Consider the following 16,497-nt stretch of genomic DNA (forward strand, 5'->3'; position numbering starts at 1 on the left):
TTTCGATTTTTTTCATCATTAGCGGGGCACGATCCCCAATGGTCGTCTTATTTGGCTCGAAGCTGAATATCGTCGATTTCATCGTCTTTAAACGCTACGCCTTCGACCTTTACGTTGACCTCAACCACACGAAGCCCTGTCATGCTCTCGACGGCTTCGCGGACATTTTGTTGAAGCATGCGGCACACTTCATGTATTGGTGTCTCATAGAGCACGATAATCCGCAGATCGATCGCCGCTTCCAACTGACCTACTTCCACGGTAACACCCTTTTGCACATTTTTGCCGCTCAGTCTCTTAGCCCAGCCCTCGGACAGTCCACCGGACATGGCTGCAATACCTGGGGTTTCCAAGGCAGCCAATCCGGCAATTTTCGAGACGACATCATCCGATATTCGAATCAAACCGTTATCCAGTTGAAGTTGTTCCGTCATGCCATATCCTCCTTCACCTCATTATCCGTTATTGTAAATCGTAACGGACCCAAAAAGCAAATGCTCCCTTCAGAAAACAAGGATAATTTTTCGAAAAATTTGGGTATATTGTAGAAAGCGACGCGGGAATCGTCGTTTCCACTCGCAAGAACTCATCAGTACATAAACCATAAGGTAGGTGTCGGTTATGAAAAAATGGCTAAACCCCGCGCTTCTCATCTTCACCTTTTTACTTAGCGCGCTGGGACACTTTGCGAACTGGAACTTCACGCTCCAATTCATTTTGTCTTCGATCGCGGTTATTTTTGTCGCCGGTTTTCTAGGCAAAGCAACCGAAAGCGTTGCGCATTACGCGGGTCAACGACTCGGGGGATTCCTCAACGCCACCTTCGGTAACGCGGCAGAGCTGATCATCGCCATCCTGCTGATCAAGGAAGGCTTGTACGATATGGTGAAGGCAAGCATCACCGGCTCCATTATCGGCAACTTGCTGCTTGTCCTCGGGCTCAGCCTGTTTGCCGGGGGCCTCAAGTTTAAAATCCAAAAATACAATGTGACGCTGGCAGGCCTGAACGGATCCCTGATGACGCTGGCCATTATCGCGCTGTTCATCCCCGCGGTCTTTCTGAATACCCACTCCATTACGGAGAGCGAGACCAAGACGCTCAGCCTCATCGTGGCGGGAATTCTTATCGTGTCCTACATCGCATGGCTTGGATTCTCAATGATTACCCACAAAAACTATTTGGCGGACGTCAGCGACGATCACGACCAGGATGCGCTGCCGCACGAGCACGGCCCCACCTGGTCCAAGAAACGCTCGATTCTGTATCTTGTCGTCGCCACCGTCATGGTCGCGTTTGTCAGCGAATGGCTTGTCGGGGTCCTTGAGCCTATCAGTCACGAGTATGGCCTCAGCGAGTTGTTTATCGGGGCCTTCCTGGTAGCGATTATCGGTAACGCCGCAGAGCACAGTGCAGCCATCATGCTGGCGATGAAGAACAAAATCGGCGCTGCCGTTGAAATTGCCGTTGGCAGCAGCCTGCAGATCGCCCTGTTCGTTGCTCCCGTGCTTGTGTTTATCAGCTTCTTTCTCGGAGATACGATGGATCTCGTGTTCACCACGCTGGAGCTGGTCGCCATCGGCGTCGCCGTATTCATTGCCAGATCCATTACGCAGGACGGTGCTTCCAACTGGTATGAAGGCCTTCTGCTGCTCGCCGTATACGTCATACTGGGCGTCTCGTTCTTCCTCGTCTAAGCGTAGGAAACGGTCCGCCCGCACAGCTGCATTCATCGTACGCGATGCCATCTCATCCACAAGAAAAAAAACGCATGCCGCCTGAGTGCGACATGCGTTTCTCTATGTATGCGCCTGTACGAGTACAGGCTATTTGGATTGATTCATGGCTTCGTACAGGACCGCTAGATTGCGTTCAAGCTTGCTGATCAGCTGCTTTCCCGTACTTTCCGGAAGAAGCCCGGCCCGCACCGCGAAATCAACCTCTTTTGAAAAACCGTACATTTGGGTATCCAGCACTTCCTCATAGAGAGGGCAATAACGGGTCGCCAGATTCTCCATCTGTACTTCAATAAGCTTTAGGATTTTATCTGCATCTTCATGAAGAAGACTGATCGCTTTGAGATTCAGCTGTTCCTGTAAATCAGATGAAGTCATGATCTTCCCCCCTATGTCAAAAATCACAGCACAGTTACTATCTTTAATATTAGTCGAAATCGTTTCTCAATACAAGGACCTGAACAAAATAGACCCTTTCTCTACGAAAAAACACCCTTCCATTCTATGGAAGGGTGTTTTTGGCGACTGTTATTCAGCCACAACGGATACATTCAAACCATGTTTGGTGAATACGTCGATCATTGCTTTTTTAGCTGCATCAGCATCAGGTCCATGTACATGCAGTTCATAGCTTTGGCTGTTGACAAGCGTTGTGAACAGACCCAAGATGCTCTTAACATCAATGTACTTGTTCTCCGCCTGTAAAACGATGGAGGATGAGAACTGGCTGGCGGTTTGCGAAATTTCTACGATCGATTGATTGTTATTGGACATACGAATCCCTCCGTAACTTTAGGATCTGAATAAAGCTCATCACTGCACCTTCATGATACATTGAATCCGTTTTCTTATGCAACATTTTTTCCAATCTATTTAAGATTTTCCGGATTTAACGCTGCCAGTTCTGGAATTACAAATATACCATCCTTGCGAATCAGACGGTCGTCAAAGTAGATTTCCCCGCCGCCGTACTCCGGACGCTGGATCAACACGAGATCCCAGTGAATCGAGGAACGATTGCCGTTGTCTGTTACATCATATGCTTGACCTGGCGTAAAATGCAGGCTTCCGGCGATTTTCTCGTCAAACAGAATATCTTTCATCGGTGTCAAAATGTACGGGTTGAATCCGATCGCAAACTCGCCGATATATCTTGCACCTTCGTCCGCATCCAGGATCTCGTTCAGCCGCTTGGTGTCGCTGCCTGTTGCTTCGACGATTTTTCCGTTTTCAAAGCGGAACTTAATATTTTCGAAGGTGACGCCATTGTAAAGAGTCGGTGTATTGTAAGCGATCGTTCCGTTAACCGAATCACGAACAGGCGCTGTGTATACCTCGCCATCCGGAATGTTTTTCTGGCCGGAGCATTTCTCCGCGCCAATGTTCTTGATCGAGAAGCTGAGGTCCGTTCCCGGTCCCACGATGCGAACCTTGTCGGTATTCCTCATCAGCTCGGCCAAAGGATCCTGCGCGCGGTCCATTTTGGAGTAGTCCAGATTGCACACATCGAAGTAGAAATCCTCAAACGCCTCCGTGCTGGTGTTGGCAAGCTGCGCCATGCTGGCGTTCGGATAGCGGAGAACCACCCATTTCGTACGCTTGACACGCTCTTCGCTATGTACGGGATGCGAGTAAAGTGCATTGTACAGCTTCATGTTTTCCTCAGGCACGTCAGCCATATCGTTGACGTTCTCGCCTGCGCGGATACCGATGTAACAATCCATTTTCTTCATGCGCTCAAGATCCAGCTCAGCCCACAGCTCAAGCTGCTCCCTGTTTGCGTTCTTCAGCATTGCCCGTTGAACCGTGCGGTCTGTCAATTGCACGAACGGGCGGCCGCCTTGATTCGAAACCTCCTCAATGATGGCATTCAGCAGATCGCGCTCCGATCCGATCATTTCAATGAGCACATTTTCGCCTGGCTGCATATCTACCGAATAGTTCACGAGACTTTGAGCCAGTTTTTGAATTCTGGGATCACGCATATGTCATATCCTCCTTATGATTACTGTTCCCCTACATATGAATTGAACAGCGGTAAATTTATAAATTATTGTAGCATGCAAACAACACGAAGTCAGCGTTCATCGTTAAAAAAATTTTAATGGCTACTCCTTCAATAACCGGTAAATGTAACATCGGACAGCAGCGTTTCCGTGCGGGTTCTGCCCTGCTCGTCAACAAAAAACAACGTTCGTTCCATAGTCAGTTTGGTAGGAAGCTGTTTTTTGTTGTTAATCGTTACATGAGAGACCGAAACGGCATCCGCCTTGCTGAGCATGTTCTTCATTTCATTATAGTCTCGCTCCCAGACGGCCTTCAGTCGTTTACGAACCTTAGGATCTTCACTGTACAGCGGATCCCCTTTGCGATCGATCCGCGCAGCCAGCGCCTTCATCTGCTCATCCAGCGATCCATAGACCATATTGGCTGCCGCTTCGGGCGACAGCTCGATGCGCAGCACCTTAGTTCCTCTAGCCGCCCCCAGTTCCTGGGTCACCGTCTTCTCCGAATTTCCGATATACTCCAGCAGTTCCAGCGGATTCAAGCGGGTGATCCACATTTCTTCGGCATGTTCCGATGACAGCGTGCTCCACTTGCCTTCTTTGCGCTTCAGTGCCACAGTGAGTCCATCCGATTTATATACCGAATCCGCTGATACCTTATCCTTCCGTATTGTTGTGCCTTTGTTTCTTGATGATAGTGTCAAATCCGTATGATGCTGCAGATGGCCTTCAAATGCCAAGCTTTGCTGAAACGGTCCATTTTCTCCGGTCCGAATGGCCGCTTCTCCCCGAAAAGAGAAATTATCAACGCCCGACAGCCCCGACAGGGCACGGTTAAACGACTCTTCGGCAGACAACTGCTCCTGCCAGGCACATCCGGTTAAGCAAAAGACGAACAAAACCATCCCGATGATGCTCGGTGATCTTCTCATTCTCATAATCATCAGCCCCTCGTTGATCTTGCTCTTAGGCTATCCGCGGCCCCTTACATTATGCAGATTACAGAAAAAACCCTGCAGCCACTAAATAGCTGCAGGGTGTTTAATCCAGTCCGATTTCAGCTTCCGCCCTCTCCACGACAATCCGGTTGCGGCCGCCATTCTTCGCTTCGTAAAGGGCCATATCCGCTCGATAGAAGAGAGATTCTACGCTGATCTTGTCATTGGTCCAGTTCCATTCGGAAATTCCGCAGGACACCGTTACACGGGGATCGGTCTCTTCCGATACCCTTATGCGAATCCGTTCGGCGACCTGAACCGCCTGTTGAATGCCGAGTCCCGGCAAATACACGGCAAGCTCTTCACCGCCCCAGCGGGCTGGAATATCGCTGTGCCGAATCGTTGTCTTCACGATGCTGCTGACCTGCTTCAGAATTTTGTCCCCCCGCTGGTGACCGAACGTATCATTGACCTGCTTGAATTCATCAATATCCACAACGATGAGGGAACCGCAAAAATCACGGTTCTGATATTCATGGATCATTTCGTCAAGATAATGTCTCGCATACAGTTCAGTCAGCATATCCCGGTTAGCCATTCTCCTCACTTCCGCATGCAGAAAAGCATTGCCGATAGCCAGCCCTATATGGCTTGTCAGAGCTTGAAGCAGCCGATAGCTGTCATAGGAAAAATAATGCGGCTTCGCATGGGTGAGAAGGACAACGCCTCGTACCTCACCGTTTACGGTTAGCGGAGTAGCAATCATCGAGCTGGAATGAGTGCTCTCCATCAGCCTGGATTCCGCCGGACGCTCTTCGTGATAGTCTGACAGGATGAGGGGCTCCTTCGAGTGATAGACTAGGCCGCCCAAACCATAATCCTTCTCAAAGACCTCCTTGGCAAGCCACTCGGCGTTGCAGGATACCACTTCAAGACCGCCAAGCTCCTCGTTATAAATTAAAATGCAGCAGTAATCGGCTTGAAGAATCTTTAGCAGCTCATGGTTGGCAAATTGAAATATTTCCGCCAAATGAAGGCTTTTGTTCAACCGCTGTGTCAGTTCATTAATCATACGGAGCTCATGAATCATCAGATTGGACTGCTCGTACAATTTGGCATTCTCAAACGCGGTACCCGCAGCGTCGGCCATCATCCCAAGCAGCTCCAGATCCATATCGGGCAGCTCGGACTTGTCCACTTCCACATGGAGCACGCCATATACGCCCTGCTTCCCTCCCATGGGAATGCCGATTTCCACGATCGAGTCGGATTCCTCATGTTCATGAATCGTGAGGGTCCCCTCCATAAATGTCCGGACATAAACCTCTTTCTGCCAATGATGGAGCAGCAGAGGACGTACCAGCGGATGTCCGCTCTCATGGTCCTGAGACATAAACAATTCGACTTTGGCCTTGGGATACAACGCCAGGACACTGTCGATAGCCTCCACCAGCACGCTGTCCACATCAATCTGGACATGCATCCGTTTGACATACTGAAACATGATGGAACGCCTGTGCACCTCACGCTCAGCTTGGGTGTGGACTTTCTCCAGATCATCAGCAAACACGTATTCCAGCTTCCGATAGAAGCAGGAACGAAACAATAAGGCATACGTTTCTGTCAGCATAAGTGATTGTTCCGGCTCCATTGCCTGGGAGGAAACACTGACCATCACCGCAAATACATCACCATGAATGCGTGTGTAGAGGGGGACAGCGCACAGCACGCTTCCCTCAAACGAACCCTTTCCCGTTCCTTGGGCCGCTTTCTTGGAGTTCAAAACAAGCGATAATGTCTCATCTTCAGTTACATTAAGGTATTCCGTTATTTCGGAAGCCCCCGTCAGCCAAGCTCCCTCATGAGAAAGAAGGGCCCAGCTGAATTTCTTCATCGCCTGTGTGCCTGCGCTTTCTCTTAGCCACTCCAGATAGCTGTCTGTTATGAGAGGCTGAATATAAGGGAAATCATGATGTGTAATATCCAAGCTCTGAAGCCAAAAGCAAGGCCCGTTTCCAGGAATTGGCCCGGTATCATGAAACATAACTGCAGAACCGGGAGAGCTTTCGCACACTTTCCGTTGATCTTCTGACATATTGGGCGCTCCTTTGCACCATTATAAAAGGCCTATCCAAGACTGGCGTTCCGATTCATAATGTAAGGATCCATTTGGCTGCCGCATGAATGGCGGCAACCAGCTGTTCAACATGTTGGGAGGGTGTTGATAATCACCAGATAGATGTTACAAAATGTAACTAGATAAATGAGACTACTTAATCCAATATCATCTTACTCTTTTCTACCCATTTTTGCATTATAATTTATGCGTTTTTCACAATATTTTTAGGTCCATGGACCTATCGACAAAATTAGACAAAAACCAAGTTATAGTAAGTTGCAGGTTGAACTTGACTTTATATCATTACTTCATATAATATTTATTGTTGAGTAAGAATGCAATGCATTCCATGAATTTGGGCGGGTTGTGTCACCCTCACGTTATTTGTTACTGACAGGACAGCGGCTGAACTTTCCTGGCAGATCTTCCGGCGATTTCGGTAGAGCAAACAAATACGGCGCAAATAGAGCCCTAATGAAACTTTAATTAAAAAGGAGTCTATATAACATGGCACGTTACACCGGTCCTAAATTTAAATTAAGCCGTCGTCTGGGAATCTCCCTGAGCGGTACAGGTAAAGAATTGGCTAAACGCCCTTTCCCTCCAGGTCAGCATGGTCCTAACCAACGGAGAAAAGTAAGCAACTATGGTATGCAGCTTCAAGAAAAACAAAAGTTGCGTCATATGTACGGCTTGGGCGAGAAGCAATTTAAAACCCTGTTCAACAAAGCAACTGGCATGAAAGGTATTGCCGGTGAGAACTTTATGTTCCTGCTTGAGAGCCGTCTGGACAACCTGGTTTACCGTCTTGGCTTCAGCAACTCCCGTGCGGGTGCTCGCCAATTGGTAGCTCACGGTCACGTGACTGTGAACGGCAAGAAAGTCGATATCGCTTCTTACGCTGTAAGCACTGGCGATGTAATCGGTCTTCGTGAAAGAAGCCGCAGCCTCTCCTCCATCAAGGAAGCTTTGGCTAACCGTGTACATCTTCCAGCTTACCTCGAGTTTGATGAAGCGGCAATGGAAGGGAAATACATCCGTCTTCCAGAACGTTCCGAACTTTCCCAAGATATCGATGAGAAACAAATCGTCGAATTCTACAACCGTTAAGATTAACTCGGAACCCCAAAACCCTGAAGGCCTCGGCCTTCAGGGTTTTTTGCTGTCTAATTGATCCTCCCCAGATTCAATAAGCTTAAGAAAGCTTCAGTTTGGCAAATTTACGCCTGCCCAGTTGAACCACATCCCCATCCCGAGGAACGATCTCACCGTACATGTCGCTGCATTTCACTCCGTTCCATTTTACGGCCCCCTGCTGGATGCTCCGTCTGGCTTCCCCATTAGAAGCGGCAAAACCGAGCAGTGTCAGCAGATGGATAAGCTTCATCTTTCCTTCCTGCAATTCTCCTTCGGGTATCATGTAAACCTCAATGTCTTCAGGAAATGCCTTCTGCTGGAATACGGCCACAAAATGCTGCTGTGCAGCATCCGCAGCCTCCCGCCCATGATACATGCGAACGAGTCTGTGCCCCAAGCTCATCTTGGCATCCCGGGGATGGACGATTCCGTCCGTAAGCCCCTTCTCCAATCTGGCTACCTCCTCACTTGCCATATCCGTGGCCAAGCTGAAGTATTTGAGCATGAGCTCATCCGGAACGGACATGGACTTACCGTACATCTCATTCGGCTCTTCGTCGATACCGATGTAATTGCCCAAGCTCTTACTCATCTTCTGTACGCCGTCAAGCCCTTCAATCAGCGGCATCGTGATTGCAACCTGAGGCTCTGAGCCATACTCTTTCTGCAGGGTGCGTCCCATCAGCAAGTTGAACTTCTGATCCGTCCCTCCAAGCTCGACATCGGTCTTAAGCGCCACAGAATCCATCCCCTGCATCAACGGGTAAAAAAATTCATGGATGCTGATCGGAAGCCCGCTCTGATAACGTTTTGTAAAATCATCGCGCTCAAGCATCCGTGCCACAGTTACCTTGGCCGATAAGCTGACCACATCGGCAAAAGTCATCGGCGCAAGCCACTCGGCGTTGAAATACACCTTCGTTTTTTCAGGATCCAATACCTTGTAAATTTGTTTTTTGTACGTTTCCGCATGGCGTCTAACATCTTCTTCCGACAGCTGCTTACGCGTTTCGGATTTGCCTGTCGGATCTCCGATTCTGCCGGTAAAGTCCCCAATGATGAGCTGTACTTCATGTCCGAGTTCCTGGAACTGACGCAGCTTCTGCAGCACGACGGTATGCCCGACGTGAAGATCCGGCGCTGACGGGTCCATTCCCAGCTTCACGCGCAGCGGCTCGCCGGTTACAACCGATTTCATGACCTTCTGCCTCATCGCTTCTTCCGGGATGATCTCCACCGTTCCACGGGAGATCACCTCCATCTGCCGTTCCACCTCTTGCAGCTGAACGTTCGAAATAACATCCCATTCCATGTTGCCGCACGCCTCCTTCTATTTATGAACGCAAAAAAGCTCCTACTCATCCCAAGGGACGAGTAGGAGCGCTCGCGTTACCACCCTAATTAAAATCCGTTACCTCAGGAACGGATTCTCACTTCATTGCCATAACGGGTGTCATCCCGGAACCGGACTACTGTAACAGCCGCACAGATGTACGGTTCTTATTCCCCCGGTCAGCTCCGGACGGTAATTCGAAGGGGCTCGTTATCGGTTTGCACCACCCACCGACTCTCTGGAAACGAAAGGCTCCGCCTTCTACTGGGGTCCTTCAAAGCTTTTCACGATATGAACTTTGCATTATTTGTATCACATGCTTCCCGAAAAAGTCAATCTTCCTCAAAAAAGGACACGCTATATAGGGACACATGATTCAAAACCTTCGATTTATGCTATAATAGGTGCGTTAAAAGGAGGAGTATACATTCATGGTTGAGGAGAAAAAACAAGAGCCTGAAAAACAGAAGAAACCGCGTAAACGGTCCTTTCTGCGGGTGCTCGGATCCGTCATCGGATGGCTCTTTGTGGTGGGTCTGATGGGCGTTTTGTTCGCCGGAGGAGCCGTAGCAGGCTACGTGACCTCTATTGTTGAGAATGAGCCGGTAAGATCCAGAGCTCTCATCGAGAATACGGTGAACGACAATGCCATAACGGGCTTCGCCTACTTCGCGGATGGCTCACCGATCGGGCAGCTTAGAACCGAAGAAGACAGACGACCTGTGGAATTCAAGGATATTCCCCAGCTTGTTAAGGATGCCGTCGTATCCATAGAAGATAACCGTTTTTATACACATAAGGGTGTTGACATAAAAGGTACCGCTCGCGCCGTAAAAGAACGCGTGCTGAACGAACCGGTTCAAACCGGCGGCAGCACGTTGACGCAACAGCTGGCCAGGCTCACTTTTTTAAGTCGCGACAAAACCGACAACCGCAAGGTAAAAGAAATGCTGCTTGCCATGCGGATGGAACGCTTTTTGAGTAAAGACCAAATTTTAACAGCCTACTTGAACAAGGTTCCTTACGGCAACGGTTCCAGCGGATATCAATTGTTCGGGATCAAGGCTGCGGCAAGAGGTATATTTAACATTAACAATCTGAATGACCTGAACGTAGCTCAGGCTGCATATTTGGCAGGTCTTCCGCAGCTTCCGTCCTCTTACTCCGCCTTCAACGGCAAGGGGGAATTTGACGAGAAAGCATTCAACCGGGCGGTAAACCGCCAGCACCGCGTGCTGGCAAGCATGCTGGAAGAAGGCAAAATAACGCAAGCCGAATATGAAGAGGCCAAGGCATTCGATATCAAAAAATCGCTTGCTCCTCGGACGCAGAAGGCCTATGTGACTTATCCTTATCTCATGATGGAAGTAGAACGCCAAGCATCGAATATCCTGATGCAGCTCGGCGAGGAAGCGGAAGAGAACGCAAAAGGCACGCAAGCGAACTCCGATCTGATGGATGCTTCCCGGGCCCAGCTCAGCACCGGCGGTTACCGTGTTTACACCACGATCGACCGGACATTATACAAGACCATGCGGTCCATCGCGGAGGATGACAGCAACTACTTGCCTGACAGCCAGGAAAAAGGAATGGAGCAGACCGCCGCGATGATGATCGACAACAAAACCGGCGCCATTCTCGGCATGATTGAGGGCAGGGATTTTAACACAGAACAAATGAACTATGCTACGCAAATGAAACGACAACCCGGATCTGCCATGAAACCTATTGCCGCGTATTTACCGGCACTCGATTCGGGAGGGATTCAACCTGCCAGCGTGGTTGACGATTCACCGATCATCTTAAAGGACTACAGCAAAGTGTTCCATATTCCCAAAAACTCATATACCGGGTACAGAGGATTGATGACGGCACGACAGGCATTGAACGATTCGACCAATACGGTGGCCCTCAAACTGTTTAACAACACGGTCGGAATCGAGAAGGCTTGGGAGTTTTCCAAGAAGCTGGGTATCACTACCCTGGAGGAAGACGATTATAATGCTTCAACAGGTGTACTCGGCGGGCTTCATTACGGAGTAACAGTAGAAGAACTCACCAATGCATACAGTTCCATCGGAAATCAAGGCAAATTCACGGATGCCTTCATGATTGAGAAAATCGTGGATTCCAAAGGTAATATTGTCTATAAACACGAAGTAAAACCGGAGCAAGTATTCTCCGAGCAGACAGCGTATCTCATGACGGATATGCTCCGTACCGTCATCACGAACGGAACAGGCAGCAAGGTCAGAGACACGTACAAGAAATTCAATGAGATTCCGGTCGTTGGTAAAACCGGATCTACCCAGAACTACGGGGATGTCTGGTTCATGGGATACTCGCCTGATGTGACGCTTGGCGTATGGGTCGGATACAAAGAACAAAAGAATACGCTCGTTGGAGACCAACGCAAGCACGCCCAAGCCATTTGGGCAAGAATCATGAACGAAGCAACCGAAGTCAAGCCGGATCTGTTCCCAACCAAAACGTTTGAGAAGCCTGAAGGCATAACCTCCAAAACGGTTTCGGCGTACAGCGGCAAACTGCCGACCGCCTTAACGGACAGATTCGTAACAGACCTGTTTAATGTGAAGTTTGTGCCTACCGAAAGCGATGATGGCATCGCCAAAGCGAAATATATCACCTATCGGGGTGTAAATTACATTCCACAGAAAGCAACGCCTCTGGATATGTTGAGAGAACAAATCGTCATCAAGCGTGAGAAGCCCATTGACGAGCTGATTATAGAGCTGCAGAACGCCCTGAAGGTCATGAAAGGTGAAAAGAGATCACTGGAATCTTATCTGCCGCAGGACGCGAAGAAAGGGATGCCAAGCAGGCTCGACCCTAGAACGGATGATGGCAAAGCCCCTACTCCACCGAAAAACGTACATTATTCGATGGGCAGCGGCTCAATCAGCTTTAATGCCAGTGGATCTCCTGATGTTGTCGGGTACCGGCTCTTTAAGTCCGTTAACGGAAGTCCATATACACATCAAGGGCAGGTCGTGCTTGGCGACGAGAGCCTTGTCTTCTCGGGACTTGGAGCCGACGGAATGTTTACTTCCTATTACGTTGTCGCCGTGGACGTAGCCGGCAAAGTGTCTGAGCCAAGCGCCATTGTGGGCGGCACAGCGCCTGGATTCGAAGTTCCGGACGACAACGAAGCGAATCCCGATGACGACATCGCTATTCCTGATGACAGCGTGACTGAGGGAGATCCCGATATCGACCTGGAACTTGAGAATGAAGGTGCTACTACCGTACCGTCTGCACCTGGTGAGCCGACCCTCGTAGCTACCCCTGAGGGCTTTCAGGCCACCTGGAGCGGCAATGCTCCAGAGGAAGAGGTTATGGTCTACAACATCTACATCAGTCCAAATAGTGACGGCAATTACCAGATTCTTGGCTCAAGTAAGAGTACGGAGTTCTATTACTCCTCCGGCAACCCAATCGGCGGTACCTTTAGAATAACTGCCGTAAATCCAATCGGTGAATCTCCTGCTTCACCAGCCGTATATTTTGAGAAAAAATAGATTGAACTATATAAAAAGCCAGCCCCTCTACAGAGATCATGTGTTGGAGGGGCTGGCTTTATTTTTGCATAAACAGAAACTTCTAGTTTAGTTCACTCTTTTTGGTAGAAAGAAAAAACGCCTATCTCAAAAAAAACTGACAATGAAAATGGGGGTCACCATCTTCATTGTCAGCCCTGTCTTGATTACGCCTTTAATCTTCAATCGTGGACAGATCGCCTGTCGGGAGATCCAGCTCCCACGCTTTCAGTACACGGCGCATGATCTTACCGGAGCGCGTCTTCGGAAGTTTATCCTTAAACTCAATTTCGCGAGGCGCGGCATGAGCGGAGAGTCCTTCCTTCACAAATCGGTAGATTTCATCCTTGAGCTCCTGAGTAGGTGTATATCCCTCACGTAAGGAGATAAAGGCTTTAATAATCTCGCCACGGGTTACATCAGGCTTACCGATCACGCCTGCTTCAGCAACAGCCGGATGCTCAACCAGCTTGCTCTCAACTTCGAACGGTCCGATTCGCTCACCGGACGAATTAATCACATCGTCGATTCTGCCCTGGAACCAGAAGTACCCTTCTTCATCCATGTATGCCGAATCACCAGAAATATACCAGCCCGGAATTCGGAAGTATTCTTCGTACTTCGCCTCGTTATTCCAAATTTTTCTCATCATGGACGGCCAAGGTGTCTTGATTGCCAAATTCCCCATCGTGTACGGAGCCACTTCTTTCCCCTGATCGTCCAGGATAGCCGCTGTAATACCCGGCACCGGGCGCCCCATGGATCCTGGCTTGATCGCCATGCCCGGGTAATTACAGATCAACTGTCCGCCAGTCTCTGTCATCCACCACGTATCATGGATACGCTGCTTGTAAGCCTTGTGTCCCCAACGCACCACCTCGGGATTAAGAGGCTCGCCAACGGATAAAATATGCCGCACATGGCTCAAATCATATTGGTCGATAAGCTCGGAGCCGGCACCCATTAACATGCGGAAGGCGGTTGGAGCGCTGTACCATACCGTTACCTTATTGTTCACCAAAGTGCTGTACCAATCCTGCGGGCTGAACCGGCCTCCGCGAATGACATTGGTAACCCCGTTCAACCACGGTGCAAAAATACCGTAGGACGTACCGGTAACCCAGCCCGGGTCCGCCGTGCACCAATATATATCATCTTCCCTTAAATCCAAAACAACCTTACCCGTATAATAATGCTGAATCATGGCATTCTGCACGTGATACACGCCCTTCGGTTTCCCGGTAGAGCCTGACGTATAGTGCATGATCAAACCATCTTCCCGTTCAAGCCATTCAATCTCCAGCTCACTTGATGCAGCTTCAACTTCCTCGTGGTAGCTTACTAGTCTCGGGTCCTCTTCTTCCATCTCGCCCACGACAAAAATATGCTTCAGTTCAGGCAACTCGTCACGCTTCACGCGTGACAACAGTGCAGGCGTCGTAATCAGAGCAACCGCTCCACTGTCCTCCAGACGGTCCTTTACAGCCGTCTCCATAAACGCCTCGAACAATGGGCCGACCACGGCGCCTACCTTCAGAATGCCCAGCAAACCGGCGTAGAGCTCTGGGCCGCGCGGCATAAAGATAAATACCCGATCACCTTTGCCAACGCCATATTTACGGAGCACGTTACCGAACTTGTCGGATTTTTCTTTCAACTGCGCGTAAGTAATAGATTCCTCACGATTGGCGTCACTATACAAGAGAGCTACCTTATCTCCGCGTCCCTCTGCCACATGACGATCTATAGCTTCATAGGCCATATTCACTTTGCCCGTCTCATACCAAGTAAAATGTCTCTCGATTTCGTCCCATGAAAACTCGGAGCGTGCCTGCTCGTAACTCTTCATATTGGAATGTGAAACTTCACTTGGCAATATTTCGCTATGCGTTTGATTCATGATTACATCCTCCTCATTCTCAAATCGGTCACCTCATAGTGGACAGCGCTTACAAAATGATTGAATGAAACATACATTTTACACATTGCGGTGGGTCGTCACGTTGTCGCAGTCATCGAGTCATTAACCCCTGAATTCGCAAGGAAACATATCGTTAAGTACGACATAAATGTGAAGATTTTATGTCGAAAAGATTATATCATAGCTCTCGTTTACCTGTCATTGCTTTTCATTTTTTTATTTTTTTGCTATAAGTAGGGTATGGAATTGAAAGGAGCGCAACGGATGGAACACTGCAAGGTATACCAGTCTCATGTTTTGTTCCCTGAAGACCGCCGCCTGATCATCGAAGGACCTGTACCTCCCGAGCAACTATCCGAGCTAACCATGCACCCTGATCTCAAGGCTTTTCGTCGTCCTGCGGAGCAGCATGAGGCATTGGTGGAAATTGCAGGCCTGCCCGAAGGCAGAATCATCATCACGAGAGACCAAGATATGATCGTTGGATATGTAACGTTTCATCACCCGGATGAGCAGGAACGCTGGTCTGAGGGCAATATGGAAGATTTGATTGAACTTGGTGCCATCGAAGTAGCGAAAGATTACCGTTCTCTGGGACTTGGGCAGCAGATGATAAAGACTGCATTTGAAGAAGAACAGATGGAGCGTTACATCGTGTTTACGACCGAGTACTATTGGCATTGGGATCTTAAAGGTAGCGGCCTTAACGTATGGGATTACCGCAAAATGATGGAACGGTTAATGAAAATCGTAGATATGGAGTGGTACGCAACCGACGATCCGGAAATCTGCTCCCATCCTGCGAACTGTCTCATGGTCAGAATCGGGCGGCACGTACCGCTTTCATCACAAGAACAATTCGATCGTATCCGTTTCAGACAGCGGTTTATGTATTAAGTTGATACCCAATAAATAAACAACAAGCTCCCCAAGGGCTTATCCTCGGGGAGTTTGTTCATCTGTAGAGGTGCATACTGGAATGTATGCCTACCGCTTACACAAAGTCTTTTTTACTAGAGTTTGCCCAGCATGTAGTTCACAATTTCGTGTGAACGCTTGGAAGCTTTCACGGTAAACTCAGGAAAATTGACATGGGCAGAACCGTCAGCCTTATCCGACATGGATCTGATCACCACATAAGGCACACGGTTCATATAACATACCTGGGCAACGGCAGAACCTTCCATTTCCGCGCAAACCCCGTTCAGATCCTCATAAAGCGTCCGTACTGTATCACGGTTGGCAATGAACTGGTCGCCCGACAGAACCTTTCCGATGACGTAATGATTCGCCGCCTGCTCTTTGCACGCTTCCTCTGCCAGCTCGATCAACGAGGGATCAGCAGGAAAATCAGACACTGCCTGATACGGAATCACGCCGCGCGCAAAGCCAAGCGGAGTCACGTCCATATCGTGCTGCATGCAGGAGGAAGAAATGACGATATCGCCAATGTTCAGCTCCGGATGCAGCGCGCCCGCCACGCCGGTAAACAATATTTTGGAAACGCCATAGGTATCAATCAAGATTTGCGTGGTAACCGCCGCATTCACCTTACCCACTCCGCTCTTGCATACAACGACGCTCTTGCCATGAATCGTTCCTGAAGCATATGTAACCCCTGAACGGACTGCCGTTTCTTTATTCTCCAGTTGACTGAGCAGCATTTCCACTTCTTCGTCCATGGCCCCGATTAGGCCGATAACTTGTGTTGTCATACTGATATCCCTCCTGAATTCAAAAACACAAATAATC

13 protein-coding genes and 1 other annotated feature are annotated in these 16,497 nt (G+C 49.1%); of the genes, 4 read left to right on the forward strand and 9 right to left on the reverse strand.

Translation table 11 applies throughout. From position 1 onward, the window contains the following. Positions 1–47: 47 nt before the first annotated feature. Positions 48–434: an Asp23/Gls24 family envelope stress response protein gene (locus tag DP091_RS03900; protein ID WP_009589611.1), complete on the reverse strand. Its 387-nt coding sequence runs from the start codon at positions 432–434 to the stop codon at positions 48–50. A 187-nt stretch (positions 435–621) separates the two neighbouring features. On the opposite strand from DP091_RS03900, the gene cax reads away from it, so the two are divergent. Next, positions 622–1,695, forward strand: coding sequence for a calcium/proton exchanger (gene cax, locus DP091_RS03905; RefSeq protein WP_113057139.1), 1,074 nt, complete (start codon positions 622–624; stop codon positions 1,693–1,695). Positions 1,696–1,824: 129 nt separating this feature from the next. Here cax and DP091_RS03910 read toward each other — a convergent pair whose 3' ends face one another. The 5 genes from DP091_RS03910 to DP091_RS03930 form a co-directional block, all read right to left on the reverse strand. Next, positions 1,825–2,112 (reverse strand): Fpa/YlaN family protein, encoded by a 288-nt coding sequence (locus DP091_RS03910; RefSeq protein WP_009589686.1) that lies wholly within the window; start codon positions 2,110–2,112, stop codon positions 1,825–1,827. Between the two features lie 150 nt (positions 2,113–2,262). After that, positions 2,263–2,508 (reverse strand): HPr family phosphocarrier protein, encoded by a 246-nt coding sequence (locus DP091_RS03915; RefSeq protein ID WP_071223684.1) that lies wholly within the window; start codon positions 2,506–2,508, stop codon positions 2,263–2,265. A gap of 95 nt (positions 2,509–2,603) precedes the next feature. Next, complete coding sequence (locus tag DP091_RS03920; RefSeq protein ID WP_113057140.1) at positions 2,604–3,719, reverse strand: aminopeptidase; 1,116 nt, start codon at positions 3,717–3,719, stop codon at positions 2,604–2,606. A gap of 131 nt (positions 3,720–3,850) precedes the next feature. After that, a complete protein-coding gene (locus DP091_RS03925; RefSeq protein WP_113057141.1) occupies positions 3,851–4,678 on the reverse strand; it encodes a hypothetical protein in 828 nt (275 codons plus the stop codon). A gap of 103 nt (positions 4,679–4,781) precedes the next feature. After that, on the reverse strand, positions 4,782–6,773 hold the full coding sequence (locus DP091_RS03930) for a sensor domain-containing diguanylate cyclase (RefSeq protein WP_113057142.1): 1,992 nt from the start codon (positions 6,771–6,773) through the stop codon (positions 4,782–4,784). A gap of 531 nt (positions 6,774–7,304) precedes the next feature. Here DP091_RS03930 and rpsD point away from each other — a divergent pair. After that, positions 7,305–7,907, forward strand: coding sequence for a 30S ribosomal protein S4 (gene rpsD, locus DP091_RS03935; protein WP_100536080.1), 603 nt, complete (start codon positions 7,305–7,307; stop codon positions 7,905–7,907). Between the two features lie 85 nt (positions 7,908–7,992). On the opposite strand, the gene tyrS is transcribed toward rpsD, so the two are convergent. Next, positions 7,993–9,246: a tyrosine--tRNA ligase gene (gene tyrS, locus DP091_RS03940; RefSeq protein WP_113057143.1), complete on the reverse strand. Its 1,254-nt coding sequence runs from the start codon at positions 9,244–9,246 to the stop codon at positions 7,993–7,995. 51 nt (positions 9,247–9,297) lie between these two features. After that, positions 9,298–9,554: a binding site (T-box leader), on the reverse strand. Positions 9,555–9,698: 144 nt separating this feature from the next. Here tyrS and DP091_RS03945 point away from each other — a divergent pair. Then, on the forward strand, positions 9,699–12,806 hold the full coding sequence (locus tag DP091_RS03945; RefSeq protein ID WP_113057144.1) for a penicillin-binding protein 1A: 3,108 nt from the start codon (positions 9,699–9,701) through the stop codon (positions 12,804–12,806). A gap of 193 nt (positions 12,807–12,999) precedes the next feature. Here DP091_RS03945 and acsA read toward each other — a convergent pair whose 3' ends face one another. Then, the gene (gene acsA / locus DP091_RS03950; protein WP_113057145.1) at positions 13,000–14,724 is read right to left on the reverse strand and encodes an acetate--CoA ligase; all 1,725 of its coding nucleotides are present in this window, start codon (positions 14,722–14,724) and stop codon (positions 13,000–13,002) included. 285 nt (positions 14,725–15,009) lie between these two features. On the opposite strand from acsA, the gene DP091_RS03955 reads away from it, so the two are divergent. Beyond that, the gene (locus tag DP091_RS03955) at positions 15,010–15,642 is read left to right on the forward strand and encodes a GNAT family N-acetyltransferase (protein ID WP_071223676.1); all 633 of its coding nucleotides are present in this window, start codon (positions 15,010–15,012) and stop codon (positions 15,640–15,642) included. A gap of 116 nt (positions 15,643–15,758) precedes the next feature. On the opposite strand, the gene DP091_RS03960 is transcribed toward DP091_RS03955, so the two are convergent. Then, on the reverse strand, positions 15,759–16,460 hold the full coding sequence (locus DP091_RS03960; protein WP_113057146.1) for a 5'-methylthioadenosine/adenosylhomocysteine nucleosidase: 702 nt from the start codon (positions 16,458–16,460) through the stop codon (positions 15,759–15,761). Between the last annotated feature and the right edge of the window lie 37 nt (positions 16,461–16,497).

The sequence above is a fragment of the Paenibacillus sp. MDMC362 genome (genome assembly GCF_003269305.1).
Classification (GTDB): Bacteria; Bacillota; Bacilli; order Paenibacillales; family Paenibacillaceae; genus Paenibacillus_AQ.